Annotated in this window: 16 protein-coding genes; 7 read left to right on the top strand and 9 right to left on the bottom strand. The window is 66.7% G+C overall.

What is annotated here, in order from left to right:
• The first annotated feature begins 18 nt into the window (after positions 1-18).
• On the top strand, positions 19-438 hold the full coding sequence (locus WDJ57_RS00430) for a DoxX family membrane protein (protein ID WP_338902908.1): 420 nt from the start codon (positions 19-21) through the stop codon (positions 436-438).
• A 1-nt stretch (position 439) separates the two neighbouring features.
• Here the strand turns inward: WDJ57_RS00430 and WDJ57_RS00425 are convergent, their stop codons facing one another.
• Both WDJ57_RS00425 and WDJ57_RS00420 read right to left on the bottom strand, forming a co-directional pair.
• A complete protein-coding gene (locus WDJ57_RS00425) occupies positions 440-826 on the bottom strand; it encodes a hypothetical protein (protein ID WP_338902907.1) in 387 nt (128 codons plus the stop codon).
• A gap of 258 nt (positions 827-1,084) precedes the next feature.
• Positions 1,085-2,821: an acyl-CoA carboxylase subunit beta gene (locus WDJ57_RS00420; RefSeq protein WP_338902906.1), complete on the bottom strand. Its 1,737-nt coding sequence runs from the start codon at positions 2,819-2,821 to the stop codon at positions 1,085-1,087.
• Between the two features lie 96 nt (positions 2,822-2,917).
• Here WDJ57_RS00420 and WDJ57_RS00415 point away from each other — a divergent pair, with 96 nt between their 5' ends.
• Positions 2,918-5,317: a PKD domain-containing protein gene (locus WDJ57_RS00415; RefSeq protein ID WP_338902905.1), complete on the top strand. Its 2,400-nt coding sequence runs from the start codon at positions 2,918-2,920 to the stop codon at positions 5,315-5,317.
• A gap of 12 nt (positions 5,318-5,329) precedes the next feature.
• Here the strand turns inward: WDJ57_RS00415 and WDJ57_RS00410 are convergent, their stop codons facing one another.
• Positions 5,330-6,178, bottom strand: coding sequence for a class 1 fructose-bisphosphatase (locus WDJ57_RS00410; protein ID WP_338902904.1), 849 nt, complete (start codon positions 6,176-6,178; stop codon positions 5,330-5,332).
• 15 nt (positions 6,179-6,193) lie between these two features.
• Positions 6,194-6,991: a class I fructose-bisphosphate aldolase gene (locus tag WDJ57_RS00405; RefSeq protein WP_338902903.1), complete on the bottom strand. Its 798-nt coding sequence runs from the start codon at positions 6,989-6,991 to the stop codon at positions 6,194-6,196.
• 129 nt (positions 6,992-7,120) lie between these two features.
• Between WDJ57_RS00405 and WDJ57_RS00400 the strand changes: the two genes are divergently transcribed.
• Complete coding sequence (locus WDJ57_RS00400) at positions 7,121-7,981, top strand: 3-hydroxyacyl-CoA dehydrogenase family protein (RefSeq protein ID WP_338902901.1); 861 nt, start codon at positions 7,121-7,123, stop codon at positions 7,979-7,981.
• A 19-nt stretch (positions 7,982-8,000) separates the two neighbouring features.
• On the opposite strand, the gene WDJ57_RS00395 is transcribed toward WDJ57_RS00400, so the two are convergent.
• Complete coding sequence (locus WDJ57_RS00395; protein ID WP_338902900.1) at positions 8,001-8,450, bottom strand: universal stress protein; 450 nt, start codon at positions 8,448-8,450, stop codon at positions 8,001-8,003.
• 220 nt (positions 8,451-8,670) lie between these two features.
• Here WDJ57_RS00395 and WDJ57_RS00390 point away from each other — a divergent pair, with 220 nt between their 5' ends.
• Entirely contained in the window at positions 8,671-9,813 is a 1,143-nt protein-coding gene (locus tag WDJ57_RS00390) for an acyl-CoA dehydrogenase family protein (protein WP_338902899.1), read from the top strand.
• Here WDJ57_RS00390 and WDJ57_RS00385 read toward each other — a convergent pair.
• Entirely contained in the window at positions 9,802-10,095 is a 294-nt protein-coding gene (locus WDJ57_RS00385; protein ID WP_338902898.1) for a PadR family transcriptional regulator, read from the bottom strand. The genes WDJ57_RS00390 and WDJ57_RS00385 overlap by 12 nt on opposite strands.
• An 89-nt stretch (positions 10,096-10,184) precedes the next feature.
• Between WDJ57_RS00385 and WDJ57_RS00380 the strand changes: the two genes are divergently transcribed.
• On the top strand, positions 10,185-10,478 hold the full coding sequence (locus WDJ57_RS00380) for a DUF7111 family protein (RefSeq protein WP_338902897.1): 294 nt from the start codon (positions 10,185-10,187) through the stop codon (positions 10,476-10,478).
• A 9-nt stretch (positions 10,479-10,487) separates the two neighbouring features.
• Here WDJ57_RS00380 and WDJ57_RS00375 read toward each other — a convergent pair whose 3' ends face one another.
• Positions 10,488-10,619 (bottom strand): hypothetical protein, encoded by a 132-nt coding sequence (locus tag WDJ57_RS00375; RefSeq protein WP_338902896.1) that lies wholly within the window; start codon positions 10,617-10,619, stop codon positions 10,488-10,490.
• 67 nt (positions 10,620-10,686) lie between these two features.
• Between WDJ57_RS00375 and WDJ57_RS00370 the strand changes: the two genes are divergently transcribed.
• Positions 10,687-10,857: a DUF4177 domain-containing protein gene (locus tag WDJ57_RS00370; protein WP_338902895.1), complete on the top strand. Its 171-nt coding sequence runs from the start codon at positions 10,687-10,689 to the stop codon at positions 10,855-10,857.
• A 93-nt stretch (positions 10,858-10,950) separates the two neighbouring features.
• Here the strand turns inward: WDJ57_RS00370 and pan1 are convergent, their stop codons facing one another.
• Together pan1 and WDJ57_RS00360 are read right to left on the bottom strand one after the other, a co-directional pair.
• Positions 10,951-12,162, bottom strand: coding sequence for a proteasome-activating nucleotidase Pan1 (gene pan1, locus WDJ57_RS00365; RefSeq protein ID WP_338902894.1), 1,212 nt, complete (start codon positions 12,160-12,162; stop codon positions 10,951-10,953).
• Between the two features lie 78 nt (positions 12,163-12,240).
• A complete protein-coding gene (locus WDJ57_RS00360; protein WP_338902892.1) occupies positions 12,241-13,527 on the bottom strand; it encodes an aryl-sulfate sulfotransferase in 1,287 nt (428 codons plus the stop codon).
• Between the two features lie 163 nt (positions 13,528-13,690).
• On the opposite strand from WDJ57_RS00360, the gene WDJ57_RS00355 reads away from it, so the two are divergent.
• On the top strand, positions 13,691-13,957 hold the full coding sequence (locus WDJ57_RS00355; RefSeq protein WP_338902891.1) for a MarR family transcriptional regulator: 267 nt from the start codon (positions 13,691-13,693) through the stop codon (positions 13,955-13,957).
• The last annotated feature ends 43 nt before the right edge of the window (positions 13,958-14,000 follow it).

The raw sequence follows: 14,000 nt of genomic DNA, 5'->3' as shown, positions 1-14,000 counted from the left end.
CGTCCCTACCCGGGGGCGATGGACTCCACTCGTCGCGTGACAGACCTGGCCGAACGGGCCGCGGCGCGGTCGCCGTCGCCTGCCGTCCTCGCCCGCCTCGGCCTCGGTTCGATGGTACTGCTGGCCGGCGTTCACAAACTGGCCGCACCGGGCGCGTGGACGGTCTACGTGACCGACTGGCTCGCGCCGTGGCTGGTCGTCTCGCCGGTCGCGTTCATGCTGATAAACGGCGTGCTGGAGGTGGGGTTCGGGCTGGCGATTCTCGCCGACCGCTGGACGGCGTTCGGGGCGGGCGTCGCCGCGGTCTCGCTGACCGCGACGGTGGGGTATCTCGGCGTGGTCGCGTTGCTGGAGGGCGGGCTGTTCCTGGACGTGCTGGTCCGTGACGTGGGTCTCGCAGCGCTGGCGTGGGCGGTCGTCGTGGACGCGCTCCGGTGAGCTACGCGAGGGTGTAGGCGATGAGGAGGCAGTTGATGCAGACTGCCACCAGTGTGGGGACTGCGAGGCCGAGCGGGACGAGCGCACCGTAGCGGTCGTCCAGCTGGAGCCGACAGCAGCCCCCGAGGCCGAGTGCCACCCCCTTGAGACCGTACAGGCCGAGCACACCGAAGCCACCGAGGGCGTGGCGGGCGATGGGGTTGACCTCCACGAGGCCCAGTTGCCGGCCGTGTACGGTCAGCGTGACGTCGACAAGCATCGCGGCGGCGACGAGTATCCAGAGGTCACGCTCGACGCCTGCGGCCGATTCGAGGAGTCGGCCGAGGCGGGATTCTGGTGTGTCGGTCGGGTGTGAGTCCGACCAGCGGATGGCATCTCTGAGTGGCATGGACTGGGAGCAGCGGGCAGCGGTTCCGGCGCGCTAGTGTCGGGGCTGGAACGCGCCGGCATCCGGTCTATCTCGAGGAACTCATATTGTTACGAGCTAGCTACGGGCCGCTACGGGCCGTAATCTCGAACTACCTGGCTGTATGTCAATAACTAATAGCCCGTTACGGTGCGCCCACCCCAGCCGTTCAGGCCAGTAGTCACCACAAAACAGTACCCTCTGACTACCCGACGGCCCGGAGCAGTCGGGACCGCTGGCCTACAGGACCGTGCCGTGTTTCTTGCTGGGACGGTCCTTCTCGACGTCCTCGTAGAAGGCAAAGCGCGCCGCAAGTTCCTCCCGGAGGTCGCTAGGTGGGACGATTTCGTCGATGACGACCTCGCTGGCCATCCGCCGGACGTCGATGTCCTCGCGGTACTCCTCGCGCAGTTCCTGCTCGCGCTGTCTGCGTTCCTCCTCGTCCTCTATCTCGTCGAGTTTCCGCGCGTAGACGGCGTTGATGGCCGCTTCGGGCCCCATGATTGCTATCTCGCCGCTCGGGAGTCCGATGGTCGATTCGGGGTCGTACGCGGGCCCGGACATGGCGTAGATGCCCGCGCCGTAGGCCTTCCGGACGACGACGCACTGTTTGGGCACGGTCGCCTCGGAGGTCGCGTATATCATCTTCTTGCCCTGTTCGAGGATGCCCTCCTTCTCGACGCTGGAGCCGGCCATGAAGCCCGGCGTGTCCGCCAGATACAGCAGTGGGATGTTGTACGCGTCACACTTCCAGACGAACTGGGCTGCCTTCTCGGCGGAGTCGGGGAAGATGGCGCCTGCGCGCTGGCTGGGTTGATTGGCGACGACGCCAACGGGCCGGCCGTCGATGCGAGCGAAGCCGGTCAGTATCTCCCTGCCGTACTCCGGCTGGAGTTCGAACCAGGAGTCGGCGTCGACGACGCGCTCGATGACGTCGGTCATGTCGTAGCCCCGGTTCGGTTCCTGCGGGACGACGGCGTCGATGCCCTCGGGCGAGCGCGCCGGCGGTCGGCCCTCCGTCTGTGGCGGTCGCTCGTCGCTGTTGTCGGGCAGGTAGGTGATGAGCTGTGCGACGAGGGCGCGGGCGTGTTCCTCGTCGTCCGCGACGAGGTCCGCGCTGCCGGAGTACTGGGCGTGGACGTCCGGCCCGCCGAGGTCGTCCATTGAGATCTCCTCGCCGGTGACCATCTCGACCATGCGTGGGCTGGCGATTGCCATCGCGCTCATCCCGCGGACCATGACGGTGAAGTCGGCGAAGACGGGGGTGTAGGCCGCGCCGGCGATACAGGGCCCGTAGAGGACGCAAATCTGCGGGACCCGGCCGGACAGCAGCGAGTGGTTGTAGTAGTACTTGCCGATGCCCTCCCGGTTGGCGAAGAAACCGGTCTGTTGGTCGATGCGCCCGCCCGAGGAGTCCATCAGGTAGAGGACGGGCTTTCCGGTCTTCATCGCACGCTGTTGCATCCGGAGGAACTTCTCGACGCCGGCGGAAGCCATGCTGCCGCGCTTGACCGTGTAGTCGTTGGCCATGAAGTGGACGTTCCGCCCCTCGAACTCCGCCCCGCCGGTGATGAGTCCGTCGGCGGGCAGTCGGTCGTCGGCGTCGAACTCGGCGAACTTGCCGTCCTCGAAGAGGAAGCCGTCCTCGCCGAACCAGCGGTCGATGCGGTCCCGGACGAACAGTTTCCCCTGCTCGGGCAACTGCTCTCTGTACTTCTCCTTGCCGCCCGTCTCGATGTCGGCGATTTGCTCCCTGAGTCGCCTCTCGCGGTCGGTCGGTCCCAGTTCCTCGTCTGCGGATGCTGTCCCGCCTCCGGACTGCTCCGGTGTCTCGGTGGTGGGCGGGGACTGCGTGACCAGGGGGCTCGTCGCGTCGCCGACGTACACCTCGACGGTGTCCTCGACGTGTTCGGCGACGGCGGCGGCGATTGCGCTCGCTTCCTCCCGGCTCGCCCCCGCCGCGATGCGGAGTTTCATGGCTCCCACATCGCACACGGGGAACTAAACCGTTGACCCCGATAGCCCGACGTTTCGGTCCCGCATTTATAACTGGGGGCTTCGTAGGCGGAACTGATGAGACGCGGGCAGGGGACAGGAGCAGCGTCGCCGCGAGCTGGCAACCGGTCGATGACGTCCGCCGAGCGGAGCGCCCTCGTCGCGCTTCTCGTCGGATTCGGACTGCTTCTCGCGTGCGTCGGTGTCGCGGGACCTGCTGGCGCAGTCGCCGCGGACGGACAGTTCGCCCACGGCGACTCGTCGGACGACCAGCCACCGACGATAGCCAGCGCCGAGCGCGTGAACGACACCGCAATCCTGCTGACGATTGCCGACAACCACGACGTGGCCGAGTCGACCATCTCGGTCGGCCAGTTCGCCACGGAGACGGGAACCATCACGAACGTCACGGCGACGGAGAACGGCACGAACGCGACAGTCGTGCTCACGCTGGCGGAACCAGTCGACGAGGACAACCTGACGCTCGGCGCTATCGGCAACACCGCCATCAGCGACACCGCAGGGAACGCTCTCGGCGCTGGCGACGGCCGACGGACCGTCGTCGTCAGGGGGATGGACGGCGTGAAGCCGCGCGTCCTCTCGTTTTCGGTCACCGACGCGACGGGCAGTCCCGCGCGCCTGTCTATCGAGGCCAGCGAACCGCTGGCAACGTTCAACGTCTCCGTCCGCGGCGCGGTCACGGACGCCCTCGACGAGAGCGACTTCTCGCGTGACGAGTCCGGGTTGACCTACACGACGACGTACACGCCGGCAACCGACGGCACCGTCAGGTTCGCGCTCTACCGGTACACGGACAGGGCGGGCAACACGCGGACCCTGAGCATCAAGCGACGCATCGCTGTCGACCTGACGCCGCCCGAGGCGCGTGCCGGACTCGACCTGAGCGCGTCCGGGAACCTGTCGCTGGTCTTCGAGGGCGGGCAGTCGACCGACGCCAGCGGTGTCGCCAACTACACGTGGGACTTCGGCGACGGCGCGACGGCGACCGGCGAGCGCGTCACCCACGTCTTCGACCCCGGCGAGTACACGGTGACGATGGAGGCCGTCGACCCCTACGGCAACGCCGCGACGGACACCATCCCGCTGAACCTCTCGACCGGGGCCGGCAACGCAACCGACGTCGACGAGGCGGTGCGCGACCGACGCCGGGACACGGCAGTAACCGTCCAGCGCGCGACCGACGCTGCCGGTACCGACGCCGTCGTCACGGTCGACCGGGCGCGGGCGGGCGTCCCGGTCGAAATCGCGGGCGGGAACGAGTCGGCACTGGCGAGCGTCGGGAACGTCACCCTCGACGGCCTGAACGTGACGCTGGCGACCAATCGCTCGCTGGACCTCGGCGTGTCGCTGGCCGGCCCGGCCGCCGTCTCCGACGCGGCCGCCGCGACCAGCGTGGACCCGCTCGCCGGCATCACCGTGGTCCACGCCGTCCCGGACAGGGAGGTCACCGCCGCGACGTTCTCGTTCGGCGTGAACCGGTCACACCTCGACGCGCTCGGAGTTACCCCGGCGAACGTCTCACTCTATCGGCTCCACGACGGGACCTGGAACGAGGTACCCACGAGGGTAGAAAACGCCACCGACGGGCCGAACGCATCGAACGGAACAGTGCTGCTCGCCGCCGAATCACCCGGGTTCTCCCGGTTCGCGCTGGGTGCGACCGAGGGAGAGGGCGAGTCCGGGACGGGCGGGTCACCGTCGCTGCGCGTCGTCGACGCAGAACTTGACCGGTCGTCGGTCAGGGTCGGGGACGGGGTGACCGTGACGGTAACACTCGGGAACGACGGCACCGCGGCGGGCGACTACACCGCCGGGCTTGCGCTGAACGGGACAGTCGTGGCGACGGCGACTTCGCCCTCGATTGCGCCGAACGAAACCGGGACGGTCCGGCTACAGCACACTGTCGAGACGGCAGGCGGCCTGGCCGTGGCGGTCAACGGGACGGCAGCCGGCACGCTGACAGTCGAACCGACGACGGACGACGGGGGGAGCGCTGCCGCCGGAGACCGGGCGGGCGAGGTCGACGGCCCGCAGTTCGTCGTCACGAACGTCTCACTCAACCGGACGGAGACCGCGCCGGGTGGGGCCGTACTCGTGAACGCGACGGTCCGCAACCGGGATCCGAACCCGGGGGTCTACACGGCCGGCCTGGCGGTCAACGGCGGTCTCGTCGCGACCGAACAATCCTCGCCGATTCCGGGCAACGCGTCGCGGACCGTCAGCGTCCCCTACCGCTTCAACGACACCGGCGAGTTCTCGCTGTCGGTCAACGCGACGACGGGCGGGACTGTCACCGTCAGTTCCGACGGCGGTGGCCTCCTCGCTCCGGTCTTCGGCGTGCTCGCCGCGTTACCGATTCCGACGGGGATACTCCAGCCGCTGGTGACGTTCGTCCTCGCGCCGCTTTTCGTCATCTGGGCGATTCTGAAGGCGCTGGCAATCTACCTCGGCTACTAGCAGTCCAGCGGGTCAGGAGAGCGCCGCTTCCAGCCGCTCGACGAGCGCTTCGGTGCCGACGAACAGCGGGGTCCGCTGGTGGAGTTCGTCCGGGTCGCAGTCGAGCAGTGACTGCTCCCCGTTCGAGGACGCGCCGCCGGCCGTCTCGATGATGTGAGCGATCGGGTGGCCCTCGAACTGGAGTCGGAGCTTGCCCTCCGGCGTGTCCGCGAGCATCGGGTAGCCGAAGATGCCGCCGTAGGTGACGACCTGGTTCACGTCGGCGACCATCGCGCCGCCGTAGCGGAGCTTGAGCCGGTCCGCCTCGACGTTGTCGACGTAGGCCCGGAAGTCGTCGGTCCAGTCGGGAATCCGGCCGCCGAAGCCGTACACGACGGGGTCCTCGGGCAACGTGACGTCCTCGTTCAGCACCTCACGGTCACCGTCGCGGAGGAGGTACTCCGTGACCGTCCCGTTGCTTGCTTCGAGCATCGTCGTGATGGGGCCGTAGAGGACGTAGCCCGACGCGACCAGCGCGTCCCCTGGCGCGGGCAGGTCGGCGTCGAAGATGCCGACGATGGTTCCCATCCCGTTGTTCGATTTCAGGTTCGAGGACCCGTCCAGCGGGTCGCAGGCGACGTGGTAGGTGCCGCCGTCGTCGGCTTCGATGACCGCCTCGCGTTCCTCGCTCGCGTAGGACCCGACCTCGTCGATTGCCAGCAGGCGCTCCTCCAGCAGTCCGTCGGCGTAGACTTCCGCCGCGAGCTGGCGGTCGCCGCTCGGATTCTCTTCCTCCTCGTACGCGCGACGTTCGGCGAGGGCACCGCGGACGTCGCCGGCAGTCTCTGCGACCGTCTCGAAGATAGTATCGACAGTAGACATCAGTGGTCTGCCCGGTTACTCCTCGGCGGCGGCGAGGGCAGTGTCGACCGAACTCTCCTCGTAGATTACTTTCTCCAGCGCGTCCAGAATACGGCGGGGGTTCTCCCGCTGGAAGACGTTGCGACCCACGGCCAGTCCGGCACCGCCCGCGTCGATGACGGCCTTCACGCTCTCCAGGAACTCGCGGTCACTGGTCTTCGAACCGCCGGACATGACGACCTTCGTCGGGCCAGCCATCTGGACGGCCGTCTCCATGGCCTCCTGGCTGCCGGGGTACTTGACCTTCGCCACGTCCGCACCGAGTTCGAGCGCCTGGCGGGCCGCGTAGGCGATGGTGCCCGGCTTCGTGTCGTTCTTGAGCCCCTGTCCGCGGGGGTACGACCACATGACGACCGGGAGGTCGTGCTCGCGGGCCTTCTCGTGGGCGTCGCGGAACTCCTCGGCCATCTCGATTTCGTTGTTCGAACCGCCGTAGAGGGTGAAGCCGACGGCGTCGGCACCGACCTCGGCGGCGTAGTCGACCGACCAGTTCACCGCGGAGTCGGGTTCGCCCATCCAGAGGTTCGAGGTCCCGTTGAGCTTCGCCAGCAGGTTCACCTCGTCCTCGTAGGAGGGGTAGTACGCCTCGGCGATTCCCTTCTGGACGGCCAGCGTCGTCACTGCGGGGTGGCGGGCGACGTCGAACACCCGCTCCGGGTCCGCGCTCTCGGGCACCGCCTCGAAGTCCACGGGGCCGTGTTCCAGCCCGTGGTCGTAGGCGAGGATGAGCACCTTGCCGTCCCGCGCCAGTGGCGTGTCGTCGAATGGTCGCATCTGTGGTTGGACGTGCGGCAGGTGCCAGTAAAGTTCTTTTGAACCCCGTCACCAGCCTCTCTACTCGCCGATTCCTGTGGTGTGTGAACGAACAGCACCCTTACGTGCAAACGGAGCGAACTATCCAGTATGCGGACTCTCTCTGACATCAGAACCGTGGGTATCGTCGGTGCGGGACAGATGGGGAGTGGCATCGCGCAGGTTGCGGCGACGCGCGAGTACGACGTCGTCGTGCGAGACGTCGACCAGCAACACATCGACAGTGCCATGGACACCATCGAGCGGAACCTCCAGCGGGCCGTCTCGCGAGACCGCATCACCGAGTCCGAAGCCGACACCGCACTCGGCCGCGTCTCGGCCACCGTCGACATGGCCGACCTCGCCAGTGCGGACGTCGTCGTCGAGACCGTCGTCGAGGACATGGCCGTCAAACAGGAGGTCTTCGCCGAACTCGACGACCTCACCGACGAGGACGTGGTCCTCGCCACGAACACGAGTACTCTCTCGATTACGAGTATCGGCGCGGCGACGGAGCGCCCCGACCGGGTCGTCGGCATCCACTTCATGAACCCCGTCCCGCTGATGGACGGCGTCGAGGTCGTCGCCGGTGAGCGCACGAGCGAAGATACTGTTGCCTTCGCCCACGAGTTCGCCGAATCACTCGACAAGACGACCTGGGAGTCCGACGACAAGCCGGGCTTCGTCGTCAACCGGGTGCTCATACCGTGGATAAACGAGGCGATTCGGGCGTTCGACGAGGGTGTCGCCTCCCGAAACGACATCGACAACGGGCTGAAACTGGGGACGAACGTCCCGATGGGACCGCTGGAACTGGCCGACTTCGTCGGGCTCGACGTGGTACTGGATGCCAGCGAGACGCTGCACGCAGAACTCGGCGACCGCTACAAGCCGGCCTACCTGCTCAAACGCAAGGTGGAGGCGGGCGACCTCGGCCGCAAGACCGGGGCCGGCTTCTACGAGTACGACTGACTCGTCTCCGGCAGTTCTGTCACCCCCACCCGGTGTCCCGGCCGATGTGGACGACGAAGACGGGGACGTCGGCGTTCTCGACCACCCGCTGGGTGACCGACCCGACGGTCGCGATGCGCTCGTGGTCGCTGCGTCCGTGTGTCCCCATGACGATGACGTCGATGGCGTTCTCGGCGGCGTACTCGACGATGCGCTGTGAGGGGACGCCCTGGCGGACGGCCCGCTCGACGGCGATACCCGCCTCCTCGGCGCGCTCGGCGACTCGCGCCACGGCGCGCTCGCAGGTCTCCTCCAGTGTCATCTGCGTCTCGTACTTGCTGTCGCCCTTCAGCGACTCGAACTGCCGCTCGTCGACCACTGCGAGCGCGTGGATGTCGGCCCCGTACCTGCTGGCCATCTCCACGGCGTGGTCCAGTGTCTTGGCTGTCCCGTCGCTGCCGTCGGTCGGCACCAGAATCGTGTCGTACATTGCCACTCACTGCGACAGCGATTCACTTCAAACGGTGGGTCACGGCTCCGGTTCCGGCAGAACCCTCCCCTTTCAGCTGGAGATTCCACGGACGGCCGCCCGCTCGCCCGTCCAGCACCCGAGAGTCGAAGCGACCCTACGTTCGTCTACGTACCGCTCCCCGTCACTCGGGAAACAATCGAAGCCAACACTAATGCAGGGTGGGCCGGTACCGGGTGGCATGGACTTCAGTCCGACACCCGAACAGCGGCAGATTCAGGAGATGGTCGAGGAGTTCGTCGACGAGGAGGTGGTCCCCCGGGCGAGCGACATCGACGCGACCGACGAGTTCCCGTGGGACCTCGTCGAGGAGATGGCCGACCTCGGCCTGATGGGGATGCCGATTTCCGAGGAGTACGGCGGTGCCGGTCTCGACTACCACTCGTACGCGATGGCGCTCGAAGAGATTTCCCGCGGCAGCGGCGGCCTCGGAACCATCGTCGCCGCACACATCTCGCTCGCCTGCAACATGATCTACGAGTTCGGCAACGAGACCCAGAAAGAGGAGTACCTGACGCCGCTGGCCGAAGGGACCGAGGTCGGTGCGTTCGCGCTCTCCGAAGCCGGAGCCGGCAGCGACGTCCCGGCGATGGATACGGTCGCCGAACGCGACGGCGACGGCTACGTCGTCAACGGCGGCAAACTCTGGATTTCCAACGGGAGCGTCGCCGACACGGTCACGCTGTTCGCAAAGACTGACCCCGAGGCCGGCAACAAGGGCATCTCATCCTTCATCGTCCGGCCCGAGGAGGACGACGGCTTCATCGTGGAGGGGACTGAGCACAAACTCGGCGACAAGGGCTGTCCCACCGCGGAACTGCGCTTCGACGACATGTACCTCCCGGAGGACCGCCGCATCGGCGAGGAGGGTCGCGGCTTCGTCCACGCCCTGAAGACGCTCAACGGTGGCCGCATCACCATCGCCGCGCGCTCGGTCGGCATCGCCCAGGCCGCGCTCGACGAGGCGGTGTCCTACGCCAACGACCGCGAGCAGTTCGGCCAGCGCATCGGCGACTTCCAGGCCATCCAGCACAAACTGGCAGACATGGACACCAAGACGGCCGCCGCGCGGATGCTGATGCACCGCGCCGCGGACAAGAAGATCCGCGGCGAGCGCTTCATCAAGGAGGCCGCACAGGCGAAACTCTACGCGTCGGAGGTCTCCCGCGAGGTCGCCAACGAAGGCATCCAGATTCACGGCGGCTACGGCTACACCAAGGACTTCCCGGCAGAGCGCTTCTACCGCGACGCGAAACTCAACGAGATATACGAGGGCACCAGCGAGGTGCTGCGCAACACCATCGCCGCCGAACTACTCGACTGACGCGCTCTCCGTTTCTAGCTGATCGCGCAACCACTCGTAGTGTTCGCGCAGGCGGCGTTCGCCCGCGTCCGTGAGCGCGTAGACGTCGTGGATGCCCTCCGTTCTGGTCTCGACGAATCCAGCGTCTTCCATCGCCTCCAGCGCCCCGTAGAACGACTTCGGGTCGATTCGCTCGTCGTAGTGCGATTCCAGCCGGGATTTCAGCGCCTGGGCCTGCATCGGGTCGCCGGAAAGCAGCGCGCAGACGTCCCGGCGTCGGCCGCTCTGGAGGAACTTCGTCATTGTCGACAACGAGAGCGAGCAACGCTTTTTCGTTGCGGTTCGCGTCCGGCACCGGAGGGTTCAACAGGTCGCGGTCCAACCAGCACACGATGACTGACGGCGAGACGGCCACGGAGACCGAGACGACCGAAAACGGCATCACCGCGACCTACACCGAGACGGAGACCGAGCGCCTGCTCGCCTTCGAGGCCGACGGCCGGACGGCCGCCATCGCGCAGAACGTCGAGGGCTACGCCATGCTGAAGGTCCGCCCCTCGCCCGACGGCGACGAACTGGAACGGTACTACGGCTTCGACATGGCGCTCGACCACGCCGCGGAACTGCTGGGCGTGTCGAAACACGACCTGCCGATTCCCGCGGCCGCCGAAGATCTAGGTATGTGAGCGACCGCGCTACGGGAAGAGGAGGAACGGAATCACGAACAGGAGGACGAACAGCACCGCCAGGATGATGCCGTAGCCAAGCGCCGTCGCGATTGCCGTCACCCACGCAGGGTGGTCGAACCGTTCGATGGGGATGTTCATGCACACCGTTCGGAGCCGACCGTCAAGTAGGTACGGGCCTTTTCCCTCTGGCGACCCTTGCTCGACTGTGAGCGAACAGAAATTCGTCTACACGACGCACAAGACGGAAGCACACGGTCGGAAGCTCGACTCCATCGAGTCGGTCATCAACGACCACGCCAGGGAGGGCTGGCGGTTCGTGGAGACGCTGGAACGCGACGGCACGACCATCGGGCTGGTTTTCGAGCAGGAACGCTAACGTCGGTCGAGTGCCCGCGGACTGGAGTCTTCCGTTCCGGGAGACGCTTCTACAGGCCGTGACGCGACCGAAAAACACGCGGTAAAGAGGGGTCTACGCGAAGGTCCGCGAGACGTCGTCGTCCTCGTCTTCCTGCTGTATCTTCTCGTAGGCGTTGACGAAGTCCTCCATGCGGACCTCGGTGCGGTCCTCGCGGATGGCGAACATGCCGGCCTCCGTGCAGACGGCCTTCACGTCGGCACCGGAAGCATGCTCGGCCATGTCGGCCAGTTTCGCGAAGTCCACGTCGTCGGCGACGTTCATCGAGCGCGTGTGGATCTTGAATATCTGCTCGCGACCCGTCTCGTCGGGCTTGGGCACCTCGATGAGGCGGTCGAAACGACCGGGCCGGAGGATGGCGCGGTCGAGCATGTCGAAGCGGTTGGTGGCCGCGATGATGCGGATCTCGCCGCGGTCCTCGAAGCCGTCCATCTCCGAGAGCAGTTGCATCATCGTCCGCTGGACCTCGGCGTCGCCCGAGGTCTTCGACTCCGTCCGCTTGGCCGCGATGGCGTCGATTTCGTCGATGAAGATGACGGCGGGCTCGTGCTGGCGGGCGAGTTCGAACAGGTCACGGACGAGTTTCGCGCCCTCGCCGATGAACTTGTGGACGAGTTCGGAGCCGGCCATCTTGATGAAGGTGGCGTCGGTCTGGTTGGCGACCGCTTTCGCCAGCATCGTCTTCCCGGTGCCGGGCGGGCCGTGCAGCAGGACGCCGGCCGGCGGGTCGATGCCCACGTCCTCGAACATGCCGGGGTTCTTCAGCGGCATCTCGACGGTCTCGCGGACCTCCTCAATCTGGTCCTGGATGCCGCCGATGTCGCCATAGGTGACCTCCGGACTCTGGTCGACCTGCATGACGCGAGCGCGGACGTCCGTCTCGTCGTCCAGCGACTTCACGATGGACAGCGAGTTGTTCACCGCGACCCGGGAGTCGGGTTCGAGGTCCTCGCGCATCTCGTCTGTGACCTCGGTCAGGGCCTCCTGGTTGTTGCCGTGCTGTTTGATGATGACGCCCTCGTCGGTCAGTTCCTGGACCGTCGCCACGAACAGCGGGGACTGCTTGAGCTTCTTGTTCTCGTGGGTCAGCCGCTCCAGTTTCTGCTGGTACTTGTTGTTCTCGGCGTTTGCGTCGAGGAGCTTGTCCCGCATCTCCTCGTTCTGTGCTTCGAGGACCTCCAGCCGCTCCTGGAGCGCCTCTATCTTCTCCTGCTGGGACGCGCCTTCGTCGTAAGGCAGCTCGACGTCGTCCACAGTGTCACTCATTACACCTCCGCTAGCGCCTGCGGTAGTAAGAGGTTTCGGGTCATTTCCACGAACTGGCATGGGCCGTGTCACCCAACGTCACCGCCGCAGCAGAGCCAGACGCACCGCTTCGGCGAGAATAAGGACCAGCACGCTCGCTGCCGAGGCCACGATGAGGAACCCGTCGAACGGCGTCACCCAGAGGGGAAGCGCGTACAGCAGGCCGTGCAGGACCAGGGGTGGCACGAGGTCCACGAGCGCGGCCGCCGGCGCCGCCCAGCCGACCGCGAGGCCGCCCGACTCCAGCCCCAGCGCCGTCGCGCTCTGGCCGCCGGTGCTCTCGTCGCCCGTTTCGAGAATTTCCACGTCGTACCCGCCCGGCGGGAAGTCCCGCGACCAGGTGACCGAGCCGTTCCGCCCGACCGTGAGGATTCTCGACCCGTGGGAGTCGGCGACGAGCGTCCGCCCGTCCGGAAGCCGGTCGGCGTCGCGGGGCCAGGCGACCCTGGAGTCGGCCCACTCCCAGGTCTGGGACCACGAACCGTTCTCGCGCTGGTACTCGACGATGCGGCTGTTCTCGCTGTCGGCCACCACGACCGCGGGACCGCCCCGCGACGCGGGGATGTAGTCCGGGTTGTGCTGCTCGCGGAGCCGGCTGTAGTTCCCGTCGCTCCCGAGCGTCCAGTTCTCCTGCAGTCCCTCGCCGGGGTCGACGAAGACGACCTGGTCCTGATTGCGGACGTCGACCATCACCCGGCCGTCCGGGAGGTACTCGACGTCGTTGAGGTGGGTCCAGTCGCCGGGGTAACTGCCGCCGCTCTCCGGCGCGAAGTCCTCCGCGACCCGCCACTCCCAGATTACCTCGTCGGTCGTCGTGTTGACCATGTAGACCCGGTCGGGGTAGTTGATGTCTGCCACGAGGAGGACCGACTCGTTGACTCGGTCGACGTCGTGGTCGTCGGAGGACCCGTTCTCCGCGTCGACGACGGTGTGCAGCCGCGTCACCTCGCCCGTGCTCAGGTTCGCGCGCTCGACGACGTCGACGGAGCACCAGTTGGCCTCGCAGGCAGAGGTGGAGTGGTAGGTCGCGACGTACTCCACCGTCAGTTCGCCCGTGGGCGCGGGGTCGACGTCGTGGTACAGGTCGAGGCTGTCGTTCTGGTAGAGGACGGAGCCGTTCGGCCGGTAGGCGATTATCTGGCCCGGCCCCGTCCCGTCGATGGTCGCGACGAGCGTACCGCCCGGACCGTCCGTCGACGCCTCGGCGGCGGTAATGTCGTAGCTCACCAGTGAGATGCCCAGTGAGGCGACGGTGACGAGAACGAGCAGGCCGACGAACGCGCGGAGGTACGTGATGGACTTGCCGGGGAGTCGCCCGCCGTGCATTGCCGTGACACGCGGCCGCACTGCCAAGAAACGTTCCGGTTCCGGCGCGTGTCCGGTGACGCGGCTTCCCGCTCGCGGTTTCGGTACCGGCAATGTGATTTCTCGCAGTAATAACTTGGATTAAGAAATATTATTAGGCTGTATCCCATGACGTGTAGGTACGATGAGCGCATCCGAGACGGCGACGGCCGATGCCAGCGGGGAGGGCGGCTGGGAGGCCGTTCGCGACCTTCCGCCGAGCGCCAAGCTGGTCGCAAAGGTCCTTGAGTACAACGACACGCTGACCCAGAGTCAACTCGCCGACGAGACGATGCTGCCGGCCCGGACGGTCCGGTACGCACTCAGCCGCCTGGAGGAGGTCGGCGTCGTCGACTCCCGCTTCTCCTTCGCTGACGCGCGCAAGCGCATCTACACACTGACCATCGAGTAACCTCTCGACTCGCAGACAATCGAGCGCCCTCTACTTTCGCCGC

It is taken from the genome of Salinibaculum sp. SYNS191, from assembly GCF_037338445.1.
Classification (GTDB): Archaea; Halobacteriota; Halobacteria; order Halobacteriales; family Haloarculaceae; genus Salinibaculum; species Salinibaculum marinum.
Note: the sequence above shows the minus strand (reverse complement) of the source record. Positions and strands in the feature narration are given on the sequence as shown.

Excerpts from the sequence above, each read along its gene's own strand:
- WDJ57_RS00430 (WP_338902908.1), top strand. The coding sequence starts at position 19 with ATGGACTCCACTCGTCGCGTGACAGACCTGGCCGAACGGGCCGCGGCG.
- WDJ57_RS00425 (WP_338902907.1), bottom strand. The coding sequence starts at position 826 with ATGCCACTCAGAGATGCCATCCGCTGGTCGGACTCACACCCGACCGAC.
- WDJ57_RS00420 (WP_338902906.1), bottom strand. The coding sequence starts at position 2,821 with ATGAAACTCCGCATCGCGGCGGGGGCGAGCCGGGAGGAAGCGAGCGCA.
- WDJ57_RS00415 (WP_338902905.1), top strand. The coding sequence starts at position 2,918 with ATGAGACGCGGGCAGGGGACAGGAGCAGCGTCGCCGCGAGCTGGCAAC.
- WDJ57_RS00410 (WP_338902904.1), bottom strand. The coding sequence starts at position 6,178 with ATGTCTACTGTCGATACTATCTTCGAGACGGTCGCAGAGACTGCCGGC.
- WDJ57_RS00405 (WP_338902903.1), bottom strand. The coding sequence starts at position 6,991 with ATGCGACCATTCGACGACACGCCACTGGCGCGGGACGGCAAGGTGCTC.
- WDJ57_RS00400 (WP_338902901.1), top strand. The coding sequence starts at position 7,121 with ATGCGGACTCTCTCTGACATCAGAACCGTGGGTATCGTCGGTGCGGGA.
- WDJ57_RS00395 (WP_338902900.1), bottom strand. The coding sequence starts at position 8,450 with ATGTACGACACGATTCTGGTGCCGACCGACGGCAGCGACGGGACAGCC.
- WDJ57_RS00390 (WP_338902899.1), top strand. The coding sequence starts at position 8,671 with ATGGACTTCAGTCCGACACCCGAACAGCGGCAGATTCAGGAGATGGTC.
- WDJ57_RS00385 (WP_338902898.1), bottom strand. The coding sequence starts at position 10,095 with ATGACGAAGTTCCTCCAGAGCGGCCGACGCCGGGACGTCTGCGCGCTG.
- WDJ57_RS00380 (WP_338902897.1), top strand. The coding sequence starts at position 10,185 with ATGACTGACGGCGAGACGGCCACGGAGACCGAGACGACCGAAAACGGC.
- WDJ57_RS00375 (WP_338902896.1), bottom strand. The coding sequence starts at position 10,619 with ATGAACATCCCCATCGAACGGTTCGACCACCCTGCGTGGGTGACGGCA.
- pan1 (WP_338902894.1), bottom strand. The coding sequence starts at position 12,162 with ATGAGTGACACTGTGGACGACGTCGAGCTGCCTTACGACGAAGGCGCG.
- WDJ57_RS00360 (WP_338902892.1), bottom strand. The coding sequence starts at position 13,527 with ATGCACGGCGGGCGACTCCCCGGCAAGTCCATCACGTACCTCCGCGCG.
- WDJ57_RS00355 (WP_338902891.1), top strand. The coding sequence starts at position 13,691 with ATGAGCGCATCCGAGACGGCGACGGCCGATGCCAGCGGGGAGGGCGGC.